Annotated in this window: 10 protein-coding genes; 3 read left to right on the forward strand and 7 right to left on the reverse strand. The window is 61.2% G+C overall.

Going from position 1 to position 15,659, the window contains the following annotated elements; all coding sequences use genetic code 11:
* Window positions 1-353: 353 nt before the first annotated feature.
* From AACH87_RS17390 to AACH87_RS17415, 6 genes are read right to left on the reverse strand one after another with little or no spacing between them, the layout of a single operon-like run.
* A complete protein-coding gene (locus AACH87_RS17390) occupies window positions 354-6,506 on the reverse strand; it encodes an Hpt domain-containing protein (RefSeq protein WP_338795766.1) in 6,153 nt (2,050 codons plus the stop codon).
* Window positions 6,507-6,551: 45 nt separating this feature from the next.
* Window positions 6,552-8,840 carry a methyl-accepting chemotaxis protein gene (locus AACH87_RS17395; protein ID WP_338795767.1) on the reverse strand — a complete coding sequence of 763 codons (2,289 nt, stop codon included), beginning with the start codon at window positions 8,838-8,840 and terminating at the stop codon, window positions 6,552-6,554.
* A 21-nt stretch (window positions 8,841-8,861) separates the two neighbouring features.
* Complete coding sequence (locus AACH87_RS17400; RefSeq protein ID WP_338795768.1) at window positions 8,862-9,389, reverse strand: chemotaxis protein CheW; 528 nt, start codon at window positions 9,387-9,389, stop codon at window positions 8,862-8,864.
* Window positions 9,390-9,404: 15 nt separating this feature from the next.
* Window positions 9,405-9,770 carry a response regulator gene (locus AACH87_RS17405; RefSeq protein ID WP_044398821.1) on the reverse strand — a complete coding sequence of 122 codons (366 nt, stop codon included), beginning with the start codon at window positions 9,768-9,770 and terminating at the stop codon, window positions 9,405-9,407.
* Window positions 9,770-10,168, reverse strand: coding sequence for a response regulator (locus AACH87_RS17410; RefSeq protein WP_338795770.1), 399 nt, complete (start codon window positions 10,166-10,168; stop codon window positions 9,770-9,772). The genes AACH87_RS17405 and AACH87_RS17410 overlap by 1 nt, the downstream gene beginning before the upstream one ends.
* 51 nt (window positions 10,169-10,219) lie before the next feature.
* Window positions 10,220-10,393, reverse strand: a complete 174-nt coding sequence (locus AACH87_RS17415) for a rubredoxin (RefSeq protein ID WP_338795771.1) — start codon at window positions 10,391-10,393, stop codon at window positions 10,220-10,222.
* A 94-nt stretch (window positions 10,394-10,487) separates the two neighbouring features.
* On the opposite strand from AACH87_RS17415, the gene AACH87_RS17420 reads away from it, so the two are divergent.
* The 3 genes from AACH87_RS17420 to AACH87_RS17430 all read left to right on the forward strand — a co-directional run bounded on the left by AACH87_RS17420 (window position 10,488) and on the right by AACH87_RS17430 (window position 14,646).
* Entirely contained in the window at window positions 10,488-11,438 is a 951-nt protein-coding gene (locus AACH87_RS17420; protein WP_338795772.1) for a bifunctional hydroxymethylpyrimidine kinase/phosphomethylpyrimidine kinase, read from the forward strand.
* Complete coding sequence (gene hemL / locus AACH87_RS17425; RefSeq protein ID WP_338795773.1) at window positions 11,422-12,726, forward strand: glutamate-1-semialdehyde 2,1-aminomutase; 1,305 nt, start codon at window positions 11,422-11,424, stop codon at window positions 12,724-12,726. The genes AACH87_RS17420 and hemL overlap by 17 nt, the downstream gene beginning before the upstream one ends.
* A gap of 159 nt (window positions 12,727-12,885) precedes the next feature.
* Window positions 12,886-14,646: an alkaline phosphatase D family protein gene (locus AACH87_RS17430; RefSeq protein WP_338795774.1), complete on the forward strand. Its 1,761-nt coding sequence runs from the start codon at window positions 12,886-12,888 to the stop codon at window positions 14,644-14,646.
* A gap of 29 nt (window positions 14,647-14,675) precedes the next feature.
* On the opposite strand, the gene AACH87_RS17435 is transcribed toward AACH87_RS17430, so the two are convergent.
* Window positions 14,676-15,455 (reverse strand): IclR family transcriptional regulator C-terminal domain-containing protein, encoded by a 780-nt coding sequence (locus tag AACH87_RS17435; RefSeq protein WP_338795775.1) that lies wholly within the window; start codon window positions 15,453-15,455, stop codon window positions 14,676-14,678.
* Window positions 15,456-15,659: the final 204 nt, after the last annotated feature.

Raw genomic sequence — 15,659 nt, forward strand, 5'->3', positions numbered from 1 at the left:
GCCGGGCGCCCGGCTAGGGGATGGGCTGCTAGGCGCAGCGCGCCGCCAATAGCCCGTGCTATTGGCAAGCGGTGCAACAACGCAGACCGCCCGGCAAGCCACTTGCCCGAAGGGTTGGAGTGAAATCGGGTGATTGGACGCCCCGGCTGCTTGCATGGGCATGAGCCCATGCGGCGCATCCGAAGCATCCACTCATCCCGATTGCACTCCAATGCGATCCCCAAAAAGATTTTGAACAGGTTCTTAGACCAGCACCTACAACCACACGCAGGCCATAAAAAACGGCGGAAGTCCCGAAAGACTTCCGCCGTTGATACTGTGGCCTTGATGAGGCCTTGAGCCTTTTACTCCGGTCAGACTTCCGCTGTCGCAGCCGCCAGACGTGCGTAGTGCTGAATCAAGCTGAGCAGCTCTTCATCAGAATAGGGCTTGCCCAGGTAGTGGTTCACACCCAGTTCCATCGCATGCTCACGGTGCTTTTCAGCAATACGCGAAGTGATCATGATGATGGGGAGGTCACGCAGCGCACTGTCCGAACGGATATTGCGCGCCAGATCGAAACCGTCCATACGGGGCATTTCGATATCCGACAGGACCACGGTGGGCCGCTCTTCCTGCAGGCGCTCCAGGGCCTGAAGACCATCGGCCGCGAGCGCAACCCGGTAGCCTTCGCGCTGCAGCAAACGCTGGGTCACGCGGCGCACCGTGATCGAATCGTCCACCACCAGGATGAGCGGCACCTGGCTGGGGCCTGCCATTGCACTGGCGACAGGGGTCTTGGGTGCATCGGGGCCGTCCGTCTCGGCCAGCATCGATACGCCTGCGCTGGCAGCCCGCACCTGATCGCCGTACACCGTTGCCAGAGCCACGGGGTTGTAAATCAGCACCACAGCGCCAGAGGCCAGCACGGACATACCTGCCAAACCGGGCAACCGCGACAGCTGAGGCCCCAGGTTCTTCACCACCACTTCCTGGTTGCCCAGAACTTCATCAACGTGCATGGCCACACGCTGCGACGCACTGCGGAACACTACCACGGGGCGTGTTTTGCCTGCAGGTTCGTTGCTGCGTGCCGAAGACTGCAACAACGCCCCGGACCAGAAGAACGGTACCTTTTCCAGGCCGTCATCGAAATAGCCGCTACGGTAGGCTTCTTCCAGATCCTTGGCAGAAGTGCGGCGCACGATCTCCACCAGGTTGGCAGGGACGCCCACCGACAACTCGCCCGCCCGCAACATCACCACCTGCGTCACCGCCGTGGTCAGGGGCAGAACCATGCGGAATGCGGCCCCTTCGCCCGTTTTGGTGGAGGTTTCGATCCGGCCACCCAAGGCGTTGATTTCTGCACGGACCACATCCATGCCAATGCCACGACCTGCCAGCCCAGTGACCTCAGTGGCCGTACTGAAACCAGGCATGAAGATCAGATTGGCAGCTGCTTCATCCGTCAGTTCCGTGCCAGGCTCCAGCAGCCCTTGGGCCAGCGCCTTCTCGCGAATGCGGGGCAGGTTCAGACCAGCGCCATCGTCACGGAACTCTACCGACACGTCGTTGCCTTCGTGCCGTAAATCCACCGTGATGGTGCCTGTGGCCGGTTTGCCCGCAGCCACGCGCACTTCTGGTTCCTCGATGCCATGGGCAACGCAGTTGCGCAGCAAGTGCTCGAACGCAGGTGTCATACGGTCCAGCACGCCACGGTCCATTTCAATGGTGCCGCCAGTGATGTCCAGCTTGATCTGCTTGCTGGTCTCCTTGGAGGCCTGGCGCACCACGGCATAGAGCCGCTCGGCAATGCCTTCGAACTCCACCATACGCGTGCGCAGCAAATCGCGCTGCAATTCACGGGCTTGGCGGCCTTGAGCAATCAGGTCGTCTTCGGCACCTTCCATGGCGCGCTGCAAGTTACGCTGCACGGTCGCCACGTCGTTCACCGACTCGGCCATCATGCGCGTGAGCTCCTGCACGCGGGTAAAGCGGTCGAATTCGAGCGGATCGAAGCCCGCTGCAGAATCCTTGGCCAAGGCCATGCGCGACTGCATCTGCGACTCGGCCTGCACTTCAATGTCACGCAGCTGTTGACGCAGACGATCCAGGTTGCCCGAGAGATCGTTCAATGAGCTGCGGAACTGGCCCAGTCGCACGTCCAGACGCGAACGGCTGATCATCACCTCACCGGCTTGATTGACCAAGCGGTCCAGCAGCTGTGCACGCACCCGCACCGACTGGTTACCCGCCACACGCAGGGGAGCCAGTTGCGAAGGCGTGGGCAGACGAACGGCAGGGGTGGAGGGCAATGCCTCTGCCTTGCCAGCCACAGGTGCATCTGCCGCGGCAGCCAGTACGGGCTCGGCAGATTGGAGGACGGGTGTCGAGTCGCCAGAAACCGCCTCGGGGATCTGACCGCCATGCGCGCTGAGGGCGTTGAAGTTGGCTTCCAGCCCGTCAAAGCTGGCTTGCAAAGCCTCCACCTGGTCGGCAGTGACTGTCTCTACATCAATCTGCTCGATGGCCGATTCCAGCCGGTGCGCCATCTCACCCAGACGCATCGCACCCGCAAGACGCGAACTGCCTTTGAGTGTGTGCAGGGCACGAAGGACTTCGCTGCGAGCACTGAGGTTGTCTGGTCTTGCGGCCCACTGACGCAAAGCTCCACCCAACTGCGGCAGCAGTTCAGCGGCCTCTTCCTCAAAGATCGGGAACAGGTCAGGATCGATGACGTCGATGACGTCAATATCGTCATCCACGTCATGCGCGACCACCAATGAGGAGGTATCGCGCACCACCACAGACAGGGCTGGCGCAACGACGGGGGCCGCCACGACAGGTGCTGGTGCGGGAACCAGTCCTGCTTGAGGCTCTTCAATTTCAGTTACCTGCTCCACGGCAGGCTGGATTGAAGTGTCAGGTTCAGAGCTATCCTGCACCGCTTCGGCATCCATGAAGGACTGCAGTTCGTCGGCGTCTTCCTCGGGGGGAGAAAGGGTCGCACTGACTTCCGTCTGCAGAATCTGACGCAGCGCTTCAAGTACATCCTCATTGGGTTCTTTGAGGAAGCCAGCCGCAAACTGGTGAAGCAAGCGACGAATATCTTCTGCCGCGTCCATGAATACGCGAGCCTGCTCTTCAGTCCCGCGGGACTGCAATTGCACATGCTGCAGCGCATGCTCCAGCACACGCGCCATGTCCGACAGGGCAGTGAATCCGACCGTCGCGGAACTGCCAGCCAGAGAGTGAGCCAACGCCACGGCAGTGTCTGGCAACGGTTCGTGCAGTTCCAGCGACCACTCTTGCAGGCAAGTCACCAGACGACGAGACCATTCGTCGGCTTCGTTCAGATAGACGTTGTAAAGGGGCAGGCCAATGCGCAGGCTCTCAATGACCTTGACAGCCTCTTCACGAACCACCTCTTCCATGGGCACTTCAGGCTCAGAGATGGGCTGCTCTACATCTGTCGTCGGTGATTCGAGAACAGGCTCTTCAACCTGAGTTTCGGCCACGACCTCCTCAGCCGGGACCCCTGCCAGTTCAGGGAATTCTGCAATCAGCGAAGGATCTTCCAGAACTTCAGCCTCTTCGACAACGGCAACTGAAGCATCGGAAACCACCACCTCGTCAGACAACACAGCATCGAGAGCCGGAAGCTCCAACAACTCCGCGTCGGCTTGCGCCTCGACTATCGAAGGCTGAACATCTGCGGGTGCAGGCTCGGAAAGATCCAAATCCGGCAATGCAAAGTCCAAAGCGTCGTCGTTGGCGGCCAGCCCTTCCAGAGGTGCAGGAGCCGTCGCAGGCTCAGCCTCAGAAACCGCAGCAGCAAACGCTGAGAAGTCAATTTCCTCAGGTTCTGTAGCAGTCAATGGGGCGGGTTCAGCAGCAGCCTCCACATCGGTGGCGTTTTCCGCAATTTCGGTGTTCTGGAAATCGACAGCCTCAGGCACCTCAGGCACCTCAGGCACCTCAGGCACCTCAGGCACGGTAATCTCCGTCAGCTCAGCGGCAGCTGGCTGCACAGTGGTTTCCTCCACCGGAGCACCACCTGGCAGAGCCAGCGGGACCACTTTGCCTTCAAGACGCAAAGCGTCGGCGGATTGGCGGAATGCGTCGGAACTCCAAGGGGTAGCAGCCCCCGAAGCAATATCACCCGCCCAGCGATCAAAAGCCTGCAGAGCATCTGACGACAGCGCCAGCAGCGGTGGCTGCATGGGCTTCTGTTCAGCAAGCCACGCATTGAGCAACTGCTCCATAGCCCAGGCGGCCTCGCCAAAGTCATTCAAGCCGACCATGCGCGAGCTTCCCTTGAGCGTATGAAACGCGCGCCGCAGCGTCGTTTGTTCGCTCAAGTTGCCAGGCTCGTCGTTCAACGCAGCAATCGCACCTGTACCTGTAACTACAACCTCCCGAGCCTCTTCCAGGAAGACTTCCAACAGCTCGTCTTCCACATCCACAGGTTCTTTGACAGCAATCGCAACAGGAGCAGGCGCGGGGGCTGCTATCGGTGCAGAGGCTACCTCAGGCTGTGCCGTTGGAGTGAGATCGAAATCCATCTCAGGCGCCAGCAGCGGCGCTGCCTCAGGCACCTCTTTGGGCTCTGCGGGCATGCCTGGGAAGGGAGAGAAGTCGGTAGGTACACCCTCCGGCTCCTCGGCCTGGAACCGGGGAATCACATCCGGCGTGGGTTGTGGCGCACGGGCCTCCAGTTTGGCGGGGGCTTCTTCCACTGCGTCCGACGCACGGGCACGCGACTTGGCCGTCAGGATACGCAACTCGCCCTGCTCTTCGTCGTACACGAAAAGCTTGCGCGCCATGGCGCGCTGGTAGCTGAGCATGTCGATGAGGAAGCCCAACGCTCCCAGACTGCTGCCCAACTTTTCAAAGGTAGCTTGCTTTTCCGCTTCGGGAACTTCATTGATCAAGAGACGCTCGACAGTGTCACGCATGCGCACCACCGCCAGCGAAGCCTGGTCCAGACCCAGCACAGAAAGCACGCCGCGCATCTGTGCCAGGAAACCCGGCACTGGGGCCAGCAAAGTGGTGTCCTGAGGATTGCGGAAGAACGCATCGAGTGACTTTTCGGCTTCTGCCAAAGTCGCGCGCAACTCGTCCACCACACTGCCCATGGTCTGGTTATCGCTGACACGGCGGTACAGCTCTTCCATCCAGGGCTCAAGGGGCTCGGGCTCGGCACCCCTGCCAACAGACTCCAGCCGTTCGGCCAACCGTGCCGCGCGCTCTACCAATTGCTCATCGGCAGCATCCAGTTCTTCAAAAGCGGCCTGGAGGTACAGCACCGATGTGGCCACTTCCATCGCCAAGGCTGCAGAAGGAGGCTCACCTGTCCGGGCAATGCCCTCCATGGTGTTGGTGAGGGCTACCGCCAGACTCTCGCTGCCAGGGTTGAGCTTGCGAAGCGAGTCACACACCAGGCTGAACTGATCTGCCGCTGGCTTGATCTTGTTGCGATCACCTCCTGCCAAGGCTGACCAGGTTTCGGTAGCAGCAGCGATACGCTTGCGTGCCTGAGCGAGCAAAGCAGGATCGAACCGACCGAACCGGACGGTGTCATAGTCCACTGGCTTGAACCGATCCAAGGCAAACGCCTGACGAACAGCCTGCAAGGCGGGTGCCTGCGCACCATCGGGAGACTTGGCTTGAGAACAGAAGAACAAAAGGTCCTGAACCAGGCGATCTGCAATGGTGGTATCGCCTTTTGCCAAAGTGGCGTATTGCATCAGAACACGCGAAGCGACGCGCTTCACGTAAACGTCGGCTGGCAACAGACCATCTGCGAAAGCCTCAAAGAACCCCGCACAAATCTTCCAGAAAGCCCGTGATTGCCGGTCTTGCTGCGCCGATACGAAACCCAGACAGGTGTCCCGCATGCTTCGCGCGGCTTTCAAATCACCAGTCTTGACGATCTTCAGAACAGCGGCATCCAGCCGCGCCCGAGCCTCGGCACCGTATGGCAGAGGTGCAGCAGAAACATCCAGGTCGGGCTCACGGAAACGCCTCTCTACAGGCCAGAGGTCAGCCGGATGGACTCTGTCTGCGCCTGCGAGTGACTGAACATCACGGTATTGAGGGAAGAGCGCTACCGGGGAGACCTGCTTTCCGGCCAGAACGCTTTCGAGAAATTCAATCAGTGCAAAGCTGGCGCGCTCGATCACATCCGTTGCAGAGTCATTGCAAAGCTCAGGCTTCTGCACGAACTTCTGAACCGCCGACTCCATGGCACGCAGCACCAGCGCCGTGGGTCCCATACCCACCATCTCCAGGGCACCACTGGCTTGGTGCAACTGCTGGCGCGCGATACGCAGCGAACCAGCATCCAATGACGCGAGATCCGACTCATGGGCTTGTTCCGCCTCACGCACAAAGCGGCGCATCGACTTGACGGCACCGCCCAGCGATTTGCGCAATTCCTCTAGCACCCAAGCCAGTGGCCCGAGATCTTGGTCTCCGTGGGTCCACTCTGCGGCCGGTGCATTATTGACATCAATAGATGACATGGATTCGTCCCCGGCTGCAATGAGCCAGCTGGTTGATGACTGACGTCAGGCGATCTTGAAACGCGCCACCGACTGACGCAGCTCTTCCGCCATGTGTGAAAGCTCACGCACCTGTTGTGCTGTGGTACGCGTACCTTCACCGGTCTGTTCAGTCACCGCAAAAATGTGCTGGATGTTGTCGGCCACTTCGTTGGCGAGAACAGCTTCGCGGGACGTAGAGGACGAAATCTGCTCGATCAGCTCAGCAAGACGACGCGACACACGGTCAATTTCTGTCAGTGCAGTACCAGCAGAGTCAGACAGACGAGCCCCTTCCACCACACCTTGGGTGGAGCGCTCCATAGCGGCCACAGCATCTTGGGTGTCGGTCTGAATGGCTTTCACCAGCGCAGAAATCTGGCGCGTCGCGTCTGCAGAACGTTCAGCAAGGCGCTGCACTTCTTCCGCCACCACAGAGAAGCCGCGACCGGCTTCACCGGCAGATGCAGCTTGAATAGCAGCGTTCAGAGCCAGAACGTTGGTCTGTTCGGTAATGTCAGAAATCAGTTCGGTGATTTCACCAATCTCTTGCGAAGATTCGCCAAGGCGCTTGATTCGCTTGGAGGTATCCTGAATCTGGTCACGAATCGAGTTCATACCGCCGATGGCGTTTTGCACAGCCTGCAGACCGGAGTCGGCCGCTTGCAGCGATTGACGGGCCACCGAGGCAGACTCTTGCGCTTGGGCAGACACCTCGTTAATACGAGTCGCCATATCCAGAACGGAGCGGCCTGTTTCGCGAATTTCACGCAGCTGCTCTGTAGAGGCAGCAAGCAGTTCTGTGGAAGTGCTGTCCACCTGGGCGGTGGTCTGAGCCACCCGGGTTGCCGTGTTCTGCACACTACCCACCAGCTGACGCAACTCTTCCACCGTGTAGTTCACCGAGTCAGCAATAGCGCCGGTAATGTCTTCGGTCACCGTCGCTTCCTGCGTCAAGTCACCTTCAGCAACTGATTGCAGTTCGTTCATCAAACGCAAAATGGCGGCCTGGTTGGCATCGTTGACACGCTTGGCCTCTTGCTCTTGCCGCTTGGCTTCCTTTTGCTGCAATTCAGCGGCTTTTTGACGATTACGGCTGTCCAGCAGCTGCACGCGAGACAGCAGATAACCGCAAACCAGCAAGAATGCGCTGGCAAGCACCAGCGCAGCCAGTTGACCAGCACCCACACCCGTTTGTGCGGACAGTTTGGTTTGCAGGGTTTCCAGTTGGCGGCGCAGGGGTTCGCTGTCTGCAATGATCGCAGACTGCGCTTCACGGGCAGACACCAGACCTTGCAGGTTACCCAGGATCGCGCTGGCCTGTGTGCGGGTCTGTTCGTACAGTTTCACTAGGTTTTCGAGCTGCTCGCGAGTTTGAGCATCCTTGGTAGCGGCAAGGCGCAACTCGGGGCTGCCATCCAGCATGCCTTGGGCGATTTCTTTGAAAGAGTTCAAGTCCTTGCCCAGCAAGAACACGGCCTCTGGACTCACGCCTTCCATGGTCTGGAATTCGTTGGCAGACTTACCGATACGCTGGGTCAACATCACCAACTGGCCCGCAGCGGAGATCTCGGAGGCAGGTGCGTTTTGCTGCAGCTTCAGCGAAGAAACGGTTTCTGCGATTTCCAGCAGGTCAGACGATTGGCGGTTGATGGTGCGCAGAGCGTCGCCCACCTGCGTCAGAATCTTTTGCTGTCCCATCACCACGCCAGCGTTGCGCTCTGCGCGCTCCATCATGGGGTTCACCGAGTCCAGTTCGGGCTTGTAGGGCTCGCCCAGCGGGGGCACGCCCAATTCGTTGTCTCCAGCAGTCAGAGCGCGAATGTTGCGAGCCAAAACGCCCGAGCTTTCCACCACATCAGGGAAAGCCTGGGGGCTACCCACCAGCGCCTGCGACACAGACTTCGCCAGACGCTGCGATTGCATCAGAGACTGACCCGTAGCGGCGAGCTGCTGGGCAGACTGATCTGCCTGACGCAGCACCCACGCCGCAATCAGCCCCAGAGCCACCACACCAACGCCCAGCAAACCCAGCAGACGGCGCTGATGGGCTGCCGCAGTGGCACGGCCCAAACCCGGCAGGGCGATGAGTTCATCATCCCCCGGGGCTTCAGCAGGATCAAGGGTGTAGCCACCCTCCGAATCACCCTGCACACTGTTGAGAGCATCTACTTGGTAAGGGTCGCGCGACGTACCTGCGTCCAAGCCATTGGCTTCCGCGGACAACAAATCGTTGTTGCCGTCAGCGCCCTGTCCCGCATCGGAGGACGCAGGCTTGCGATTGAACAGTTTTCCAAATTGATTGACGACGGACATGGTGCGGCCTTACAGAAAAACTCAAGCACTGATGCTCAGGAATGCAGGATGTTGGGACAGGATTTGAAGGTTCAGCTCTTGCCAGCGAACACCGCTCGCATCGATGTAGGTGGAGCCAAAAAAAGCAGGTGCGTCTTGGGCAGGCGCTTCCGAAGCCACAAACGCCTCGGTGCCTCGCAAACCGGCAAGACGATCCACCAGCAGGGCAGCGTTCACATCCAGTGCGGTGTTGAACGCCAGCAGGCTGGCGTCTGCCAGCATCTGCTCTGTGCGCTGCACGGGCGTGCCGAGCAGGCCAGCCAGATCAACCACCCCCACCAAACCGCCACGCAGGTTGGCAACCCCCAGGAACCAAGCCTGGGTGTACGGGACGGTCTGCACAGAGACCCAAGGAAAAATCTCACCCGACTGCGCAAGCGGCAGCAGATAAAACTGGCCAGCCGCTTCCACGGCCAGCCACGATGACACGGACAAGCCCTCGCCCGTCGCTGCCTGCAAACGGCCAGCAAGACGTACCTGGAGCTCTCGAAGGGCTTCGCGATTGGCCATGGACGCGCCGTAGCCTCAGTTCAGCGCGTCGATCTTGGACTGCAGCTCTGCAGGATCCACCGGCTTGGTGATGTAACCGCGGGCGCCCTGGCGCATGCCCCACACGCGGTCTGTCTCCTGGTTCTTGCTGGTGCACATGATGATGGGCACATCTGCATACAGCGGGTCGCGGCTGATGGCGCGGGTGAGCTGGAAACCGTTTTGACCAGGCATGACCACATCCATCAGGATGAGGTCAGGCTTTTCTTCAGCCAGTCGGCGGAAGGCTTCTTCGGCATTTTCTGCCGTGCGCACTTGCATGCCTTTTTTCTGAAGCAGGTCGGTCAGGAACATCAACTCGGTCTTCGAGTCGTCGACGACCAGTACTTTCTGGATGGGCATTACATCGCTCCTATTTGGGAATTGCCAAATTGCTGCACAGCCTGCAGCAACTGGTCTTTGGTAAAGGGTTTGGTGAGGTAGTCCTGGCAGCCCACCATGCGACCACGGGCCTTGTCGAACACGCCGTCCTTGGATGAAAGCATCACCACGGGTGTATCTGCAAAGCGGGCGTTGCGCTTGATGATGGCGCAGGTCTGGTAGCCGTCCAGTTTGGGCATGAGGATGTCGCAGAAGATCAGCTGTGGCTGATAGTCGTTGACCTTGGCCAAGGCATCAAAGCCATCATCAGCCAACAGTACCTCGTGCCCTCCCTGCTTGAGGAAAATCTCGGCGCTTCGACGGATGGTGTTGCTGTCATCCACCACGAGCACCTTGAAAGATGCGCCTGTTGTAGTCAATTTGTTACTGCTCCCGATGGAAAAAATAAACACCGCAGCAGGAGCCGCGCTTCAAATCTGCACCATCTCAAAATCTTCTTTGCGGGCTCCGCATTCGGGGCAGGTCCAGTTCATCGGAACCTGGTCCCAAGGTGTGTTGGGCGGGATGCCGTGCTCAGGTGAACCTGCAGCCTCGTCATAGATCCAACCACATATCAAACACATCCACGTCTTAGAGTCGGTCACAGCTTAATGGGCCTTCACATAGAATGCAACGATTGTATCTAGTGATCTCTGCGGGCTGCTGCTTCTATGCCACCATTGGCGCAGGAACTGGATCATGACCCATCAATCTCCCCCACCTTCTGACCCCGATGTGACCGACAGCGGTCCACCGGAAGAGGCCAGCCCAGCCTGCATCCTCGTCTTCAACGCCAGCGACCCCAGTGGCGCAGGCGGGCTCACGGGCGACATCAGCACCATTGCCTCGGTCGGTGGTCATCCCATCGCCGTGGTCACCGGGGCCTACGCACGGGACACTGCCCAAATATTCGATCACTTCTGCCTCGACGACGAAGCCGTGGCCGAGCAAGCCCGGGCCGTGCTGGAAGACCTGCCGGTGCAGGCCATCAAGGTCGGATTTGTCGGCAGCACCGAGAACATCAGCACCATCGCCGAGATCACCACCGACTACGACGAAGTGCCCGTGATTGCCTACATGCCCAACCTTTCGTGGTGGCGTGAAGAGCAGATTGACGAGTACCTAGACGCCTTTCGCGAGCTGCTGCTTCCACAAACTTCGGTGTTGGTTGGAAACCACAGCACGCTCTGGCGCTGGCTGCTGCCAGACTGGAGCAGTGACCGCAGCCCCACCGCACGCGACATCGCCCGCGCGGCCTCCGAGATGGGCGTGCCCTACACCCTGGTCACCGGCATCCCGCTGCCAGAGCAGTTTGTTGAGAACGTGCTCGCATCTCCCCAGGCCGTCATGGGCAGCGGCAAGTTCGAGCTGTTTGATGCCACCTTTGCGGGCGCGGGCGATACGCTCTCAGCCGCCCTCACAGCGCTGGTCGGCAGCGGCACCGATCTGGGCGAAGCCACCAGCGAAGCGCTGGCCTATCTGGACCGCTGCCTGGATGCAGGCTTTCGGCCCGGCATGGGCCACATTGTTCCGGACCGCATGTTCTGGGCCCAACCCGAAGATGAAGCCGAAGCAGACGACGAAGAATCTCTTGATGAAACACAGGCCATTGAAGGCTTTGTAATGCCCCCCCATGACACCAAACACTGACCTCAACATTCCTCTTTTCGAACGCGCCAAGGCACTCATCCCCGGCGGCGTGAACTCGCCCGTGCGGGCCTTCAAGGCGGTGGGTGGCACACCCCGCTTCGTCAAGCGCGCGCAGGGCGCCTATTTTTGGGACGCCAACGATCAGCGCTTCATTGACTACATCGGCTCCTGGGGTCCCATGATCCTGGGCCACGGCCACCCCGCCGTGCTCGAAGCCGTGCAAAAAGCCGCACTGGAAGGCTTCAGCTTCGGCGCCCCCACCGAACGCGAAGTAGAACTGGCCGAAGAAATCCTGAGCCTCGTGCCATCGATGGAGATGATCCGCCTCGTCAGCTCGGGCACTGAAGCGGGTATGAGCGCCATTCGCCTTGCGCGCGGTGCCACCGGCCGCAGCAAGTTCATCAAGTTCGAGGGCTGCTACCACGGCCATGCAGACTCGCTGCTGGTCAAGGCGGGCTCGGGCCTGGCCACGTTTGGCAATGCCACCAGCGCGGGCGTACCGCCCGAAGTGGTGCAGCACACCATCGTGCTCGAATACAACAACGTCGCCCAGCTGGAAGAAGCCTTTGCCCTGCACGGCAAGGAGCTGGCCTGCGTGATGATCGAACCCATCGCAGGCAACATGAACTTTGTGCGCGCCAGCGTGCCCTTCATGAAGCGCTGCCGCGAGCTGTGCACAGAGTACGGCGCGCTGCTGGTGCTCGATGAAGTGATGACGGGTTTCCGCGTGGCCCTGGGCAGCGCGCAAAGCGTGTACGCCAAGAGCATCCCAGGCTTCAAGCCAGACCTGACGGTGCTGGGCAAGGTGATTGGCGGCGGCATGCCGCTGGCGGCCTTTGGCGGCCCGCGCGCCATCATGGAACATCTGGCCCCGCTGGGCGGCGTGTACCAGGCAGGCACCCTGTCGGGCAACCCTGTGGCCACCGCCTGCGGCCTGACCACGCTGCGCGAGATCAAGAAGCCCGGCTTCTTCGATGCACTGTCGGCCTCCACCCGCTCGCTGGTCGATGGGCTGGCCCAAGCCGCCAAGGAAGAAGGCGTGCCCTTCAGCGCCGATTGCGAAGGCGGCATGTTCGGCTTCTTCCTGCTGCCTGAGCTGCCCCAAAACTACCCCGCCGTGCTCAAGACCGACAGCGCCCGCTTCAACCAGCTGTTCCACGGTCTGCTCGATCGCGGCGTGTACATCGCGCCTGCGCTGTACGAGGCTGGCTTCGTCAGCGGAGCGCACACCGCTGACGACATTGCCACCACCGTAGCGGCTGCGCGTGAAGTGTTCAAAACACTATAAAAAGAATAGCTGCCTGCGCTTATGTTGCAAGCGCTAGTGGCCTATTTCTCATAGAGGGCTGCGTGGCGGGCTTTCTGCCTGCGCGGCCTTCACGCACCTTTCACAAGCCCGTCATGGGCACCGTGCACGCTTGGGTGTTTCACCCACGTTCACAGTGCCATGACGCATCCCTTCTTCCCCCACAGTTTTCCCCACACGGCCCATCCCATTCGCGACGCGGCCGAAACCGACCCCAGCCGCCGCCGCTTTGTGCGCCAACTGGGCGCAGCTGCTGCAGCGCTGAGCGCACTGCCCCTGACTGCTTGCGGCGGCGGTGACGACGGCCCCGCGGTACAGTTTGCCCACGGCATTGCCAGTGGCGACCCGCTGGCCGACCGCGTGATCCTGTGGACCCGCGTTACTCCGCCCGCCGGGCACACCAGCGATATTCCGGTGAGCTGGGAAGTGGCTGCAGACAGTGCATTCACCACGCTGGTGGCGCAAGGCCAGGCCACGGCAGCGGCCAGCAAAGACTTCACCGTCAAAGTCGATGCCAGCGGCCTCAAGCCCGCCACGGTGTACTACTACCGCTTCCGCGCCAGCGCCGCCACATCGGCCACAGGGCGCACACGCACGCTGCCCACGGGCAACGTGCCGCAGGTCAAGCTGGCCGTGTTTTCATGCTCCAACTACCCGGCGGGTTACTTCAACGTCTATGCCGATGCTGCCAAGCGCAACGACCTGGACGCCACCGTGCACCTGGGCGACTACATCTACGAATACGGCCAGGGCGGCTACGCATCGGCCAACGCCAGTGCCATGGGCCGTCTGTCTGCGCCCGCCAACGAGATCGTTAGCCTGGCCGACTACCGCCAGCGCCACGCGCAGTACAAGACCGATACCGACCTGCAGGCCCTGCACGCCGCCGCCCCCATGATTGCCGTGTGGGACGACCACGAGGTCGCCAACGACACTTGGCGCGATGGAGCAGAGAACCACCAGAGCGCCACCGAAGGCAGCTTCAGCGCCCGCAAGGCTGCGGCCATTCAGGCCTATCACGAGTGGATGCCAACCCGCAACGCGCAGCCCGAGCTGATCTACCGCAGCTTTGCCTTTGGCAACCTGATGGCCTTGCACATGCTCGACACCCGCGTGGTAGGGCGCGATGAGCAACTGAGCTACAGCCAATTCTTCACCGCCAGCGGCCTGGATGCGGCGGGCTTCACCGCCGCCGTGGGCAGCACCACCCGGCAGTTGATGGGCAGCACGCAAACGCAGTGGCTGCAGCAGCAAATGACCGCCTCCACTGCCACCTGGCAAGTGCTGGGGCAGCAGGTGCTGATGGGCCGCATGAACATTCCCGCCCCCATCCTCATGGGCACGGTGCAACCCGGTGCCGGGGTGTCTTTCAGCCAGTACGCCGCCTTGGCCGCCCGCGCGCGCACCAACCCCAGCAGCCTCACGCCTGCCGAGCAGGCCATCCTGGCGCAGCCTTCCATTCCGTATAACCTGGACGCATGGGACGGCTACCAGGCCGCGCGCGAGACCGTGCTCGCCACCTCGCGCAGCCTGGGCAAGAACCTGGTGGTGCTGTCTGGCGACACGCACAACGCCTGGGCTAACGAACTGCAAGACCGCAACGGCAACGCGGTGGGCGTGGAGTTCGCCACCTCGTCCGTCACATCGCCGGGGTTCGAGGACTACCTGCCCAGCGAAAACCCCGCCACGCTGGCCAGCGCGCTGCAGCAGATGATTGCCCCGCTGAAGTACTGCGACACCGCCCGCCGTGGCTACATGGTGCTTACCGCCACGGCCAGCGAATGCCGTGCCGACTGGGTGTACGTGAACACCATCACCACCCGCAACTACACGGCCAGCACGGACAAGTCCCTCAAGGTGGTGGCAGGCGCTGCGGGCGTGGGCCGCATCGTGGCGGCCTGACGCTCACACCCGCGCCTGCCAGGGTAGCGCTACAAAAGGCCACGCACTTCGCGTGCAGCCTCCTGCAGCAGCGGCAGCATGTCGCGCTGCAGGGTTTGCGCCTGCATCTGCTGGGGTGATGCGACCACGTTGAGGGCAGCCACCGTCTGCCCCTGCAGATTGCGCAGCGGCACGGCCAGGGCGTGCACGCCCAGTTCATGCTCCTCCACCGCCAGGCAAAAATCGTCGCGCCGCGCCTGGGCCACCACCTTGCGCAGGGCGCTGCGCTGCGTGATGGTGTGCGGCGTGAGGCGCTGCAGCGTGCAGGCCTGCAGCCAGGGCGTGAACTCACTGGCAGGCAGCGCGGCCAGCAAAACCCGGCCTGTGGATGTGGGGTGCGCAGGTAACCGCGCCCCCAGATGCAAGCCGTACGCCATCATCCGAGCCGGTGCGCCATAGACACCGCTGCGTGCCACGATGACGACCTCATCCCCATCCAGCACCACGGCAGAGAACGACTGCTGTGTCTGCGCCGCTAGGCGGTTGAGCGTGGGCTGCAGCACGCGCGGCAACCGGGCTGATGCGAGGTAACTGCCCGAAAACCGCAGCACCTTGGGTGCCAGCCAGAAGTAGCTCCCGTCCGTCTCCAGATACCCCAGGTGCGCCAGCGTGAGCAAATGCCGCCGCGCCGCCGCCCGCGTCAGCCCCGTACGCTGCGCAGCCAGCGTGGCATTGAGCCGCTGGCGCTCCGTATCAAAGCTCTCCAGCACTGCCATGCCTTTTGCCATGCCTTCGATGAGGTCGGACTTGGCGATAGGAAACGTAGCCATGGAATGAACTCCTGCAGAGAGGCGTGATGACGCATTGCGCAGCAACGCCCCGGGAGTGCTGTTTGCGACATGACGAAAATCAATTTCTGCGCGATCATCGCACAAAGCTTTTATGGATCGCACACATTCACGTCCGGCTTCTGGTGCATCGGCCGCACCCCACCTACGCTCCACCTCACCATTTTTTGATGTTCGTCAACATCC

The sequence above is a fragment of the Acidovorax sp. DW039 genome, assembly GCF_037101375.1.
Classification (GTDB): Bacteria; Pseudomonadota; Gammaproteobacteria; order Burkholderiales; family Burkholderiaceae_C; genus Acidovorax.

Bases quoted from the DNA above. Each gene is read 5' to 3' on its own strand.
- AACH87_RS17435 (WP_338795775.1), bottom strand. From the start codon at position 15,455: ATGGCTACGTTTCCTATCGCCAAGTCCGACCTCATCGAAGGCATGGCA.
- AACH87_RS17430 (WP_338795774.1), top strand. From the start codon at position 12,886: ATGACGCATCCCTTCTTCCCCCACAGTTTTCCCCACACGGCCCATCCC.
- AACH87_RS17400 (WP_338795768.1), bottom strand. From the start codon at position 9,389: ATGGCCAATCGCGAAGCCCTTCGAGAGCTCCAGGTACGTCTTGCTGGC.
- AACH87_RS17405 (WP_044398821.1), bottom strand. From the start codon at position 9,770: ATGCCCATCCAGAAAGTACTGGTCGTCGACGACTCGAAGACCGAGTTG.
- AACH87_RS17395 (WP_338795767.1), bottom strand. From the start codon at position 8,840: ATGTCCGTCGTCAATCAATTTGGAAAACTGTTCAATCGCAAGCCTGCG.
- AACH87_RS17390 (WP_338795766.1), bottom strand. From the start codon at position 6,506: ATGTCATCTATTGATGTCAATAATGCACCGGCCGCAGAGTGGACCCAC.
- hemL (WP_338795773.1), top strand. From the start codon at position 11,422: ATGACACCAAACACTGACCTCAACATTCCTCTTTTCGAACGCGCCAAG.
- AACH87_RS17420 (WP_338795772.1), top strand. From the start codon at position 10,488: ATGACCCATCAATCTCCCCCACCTTCTGACCCCGATGTGACCGACAGC.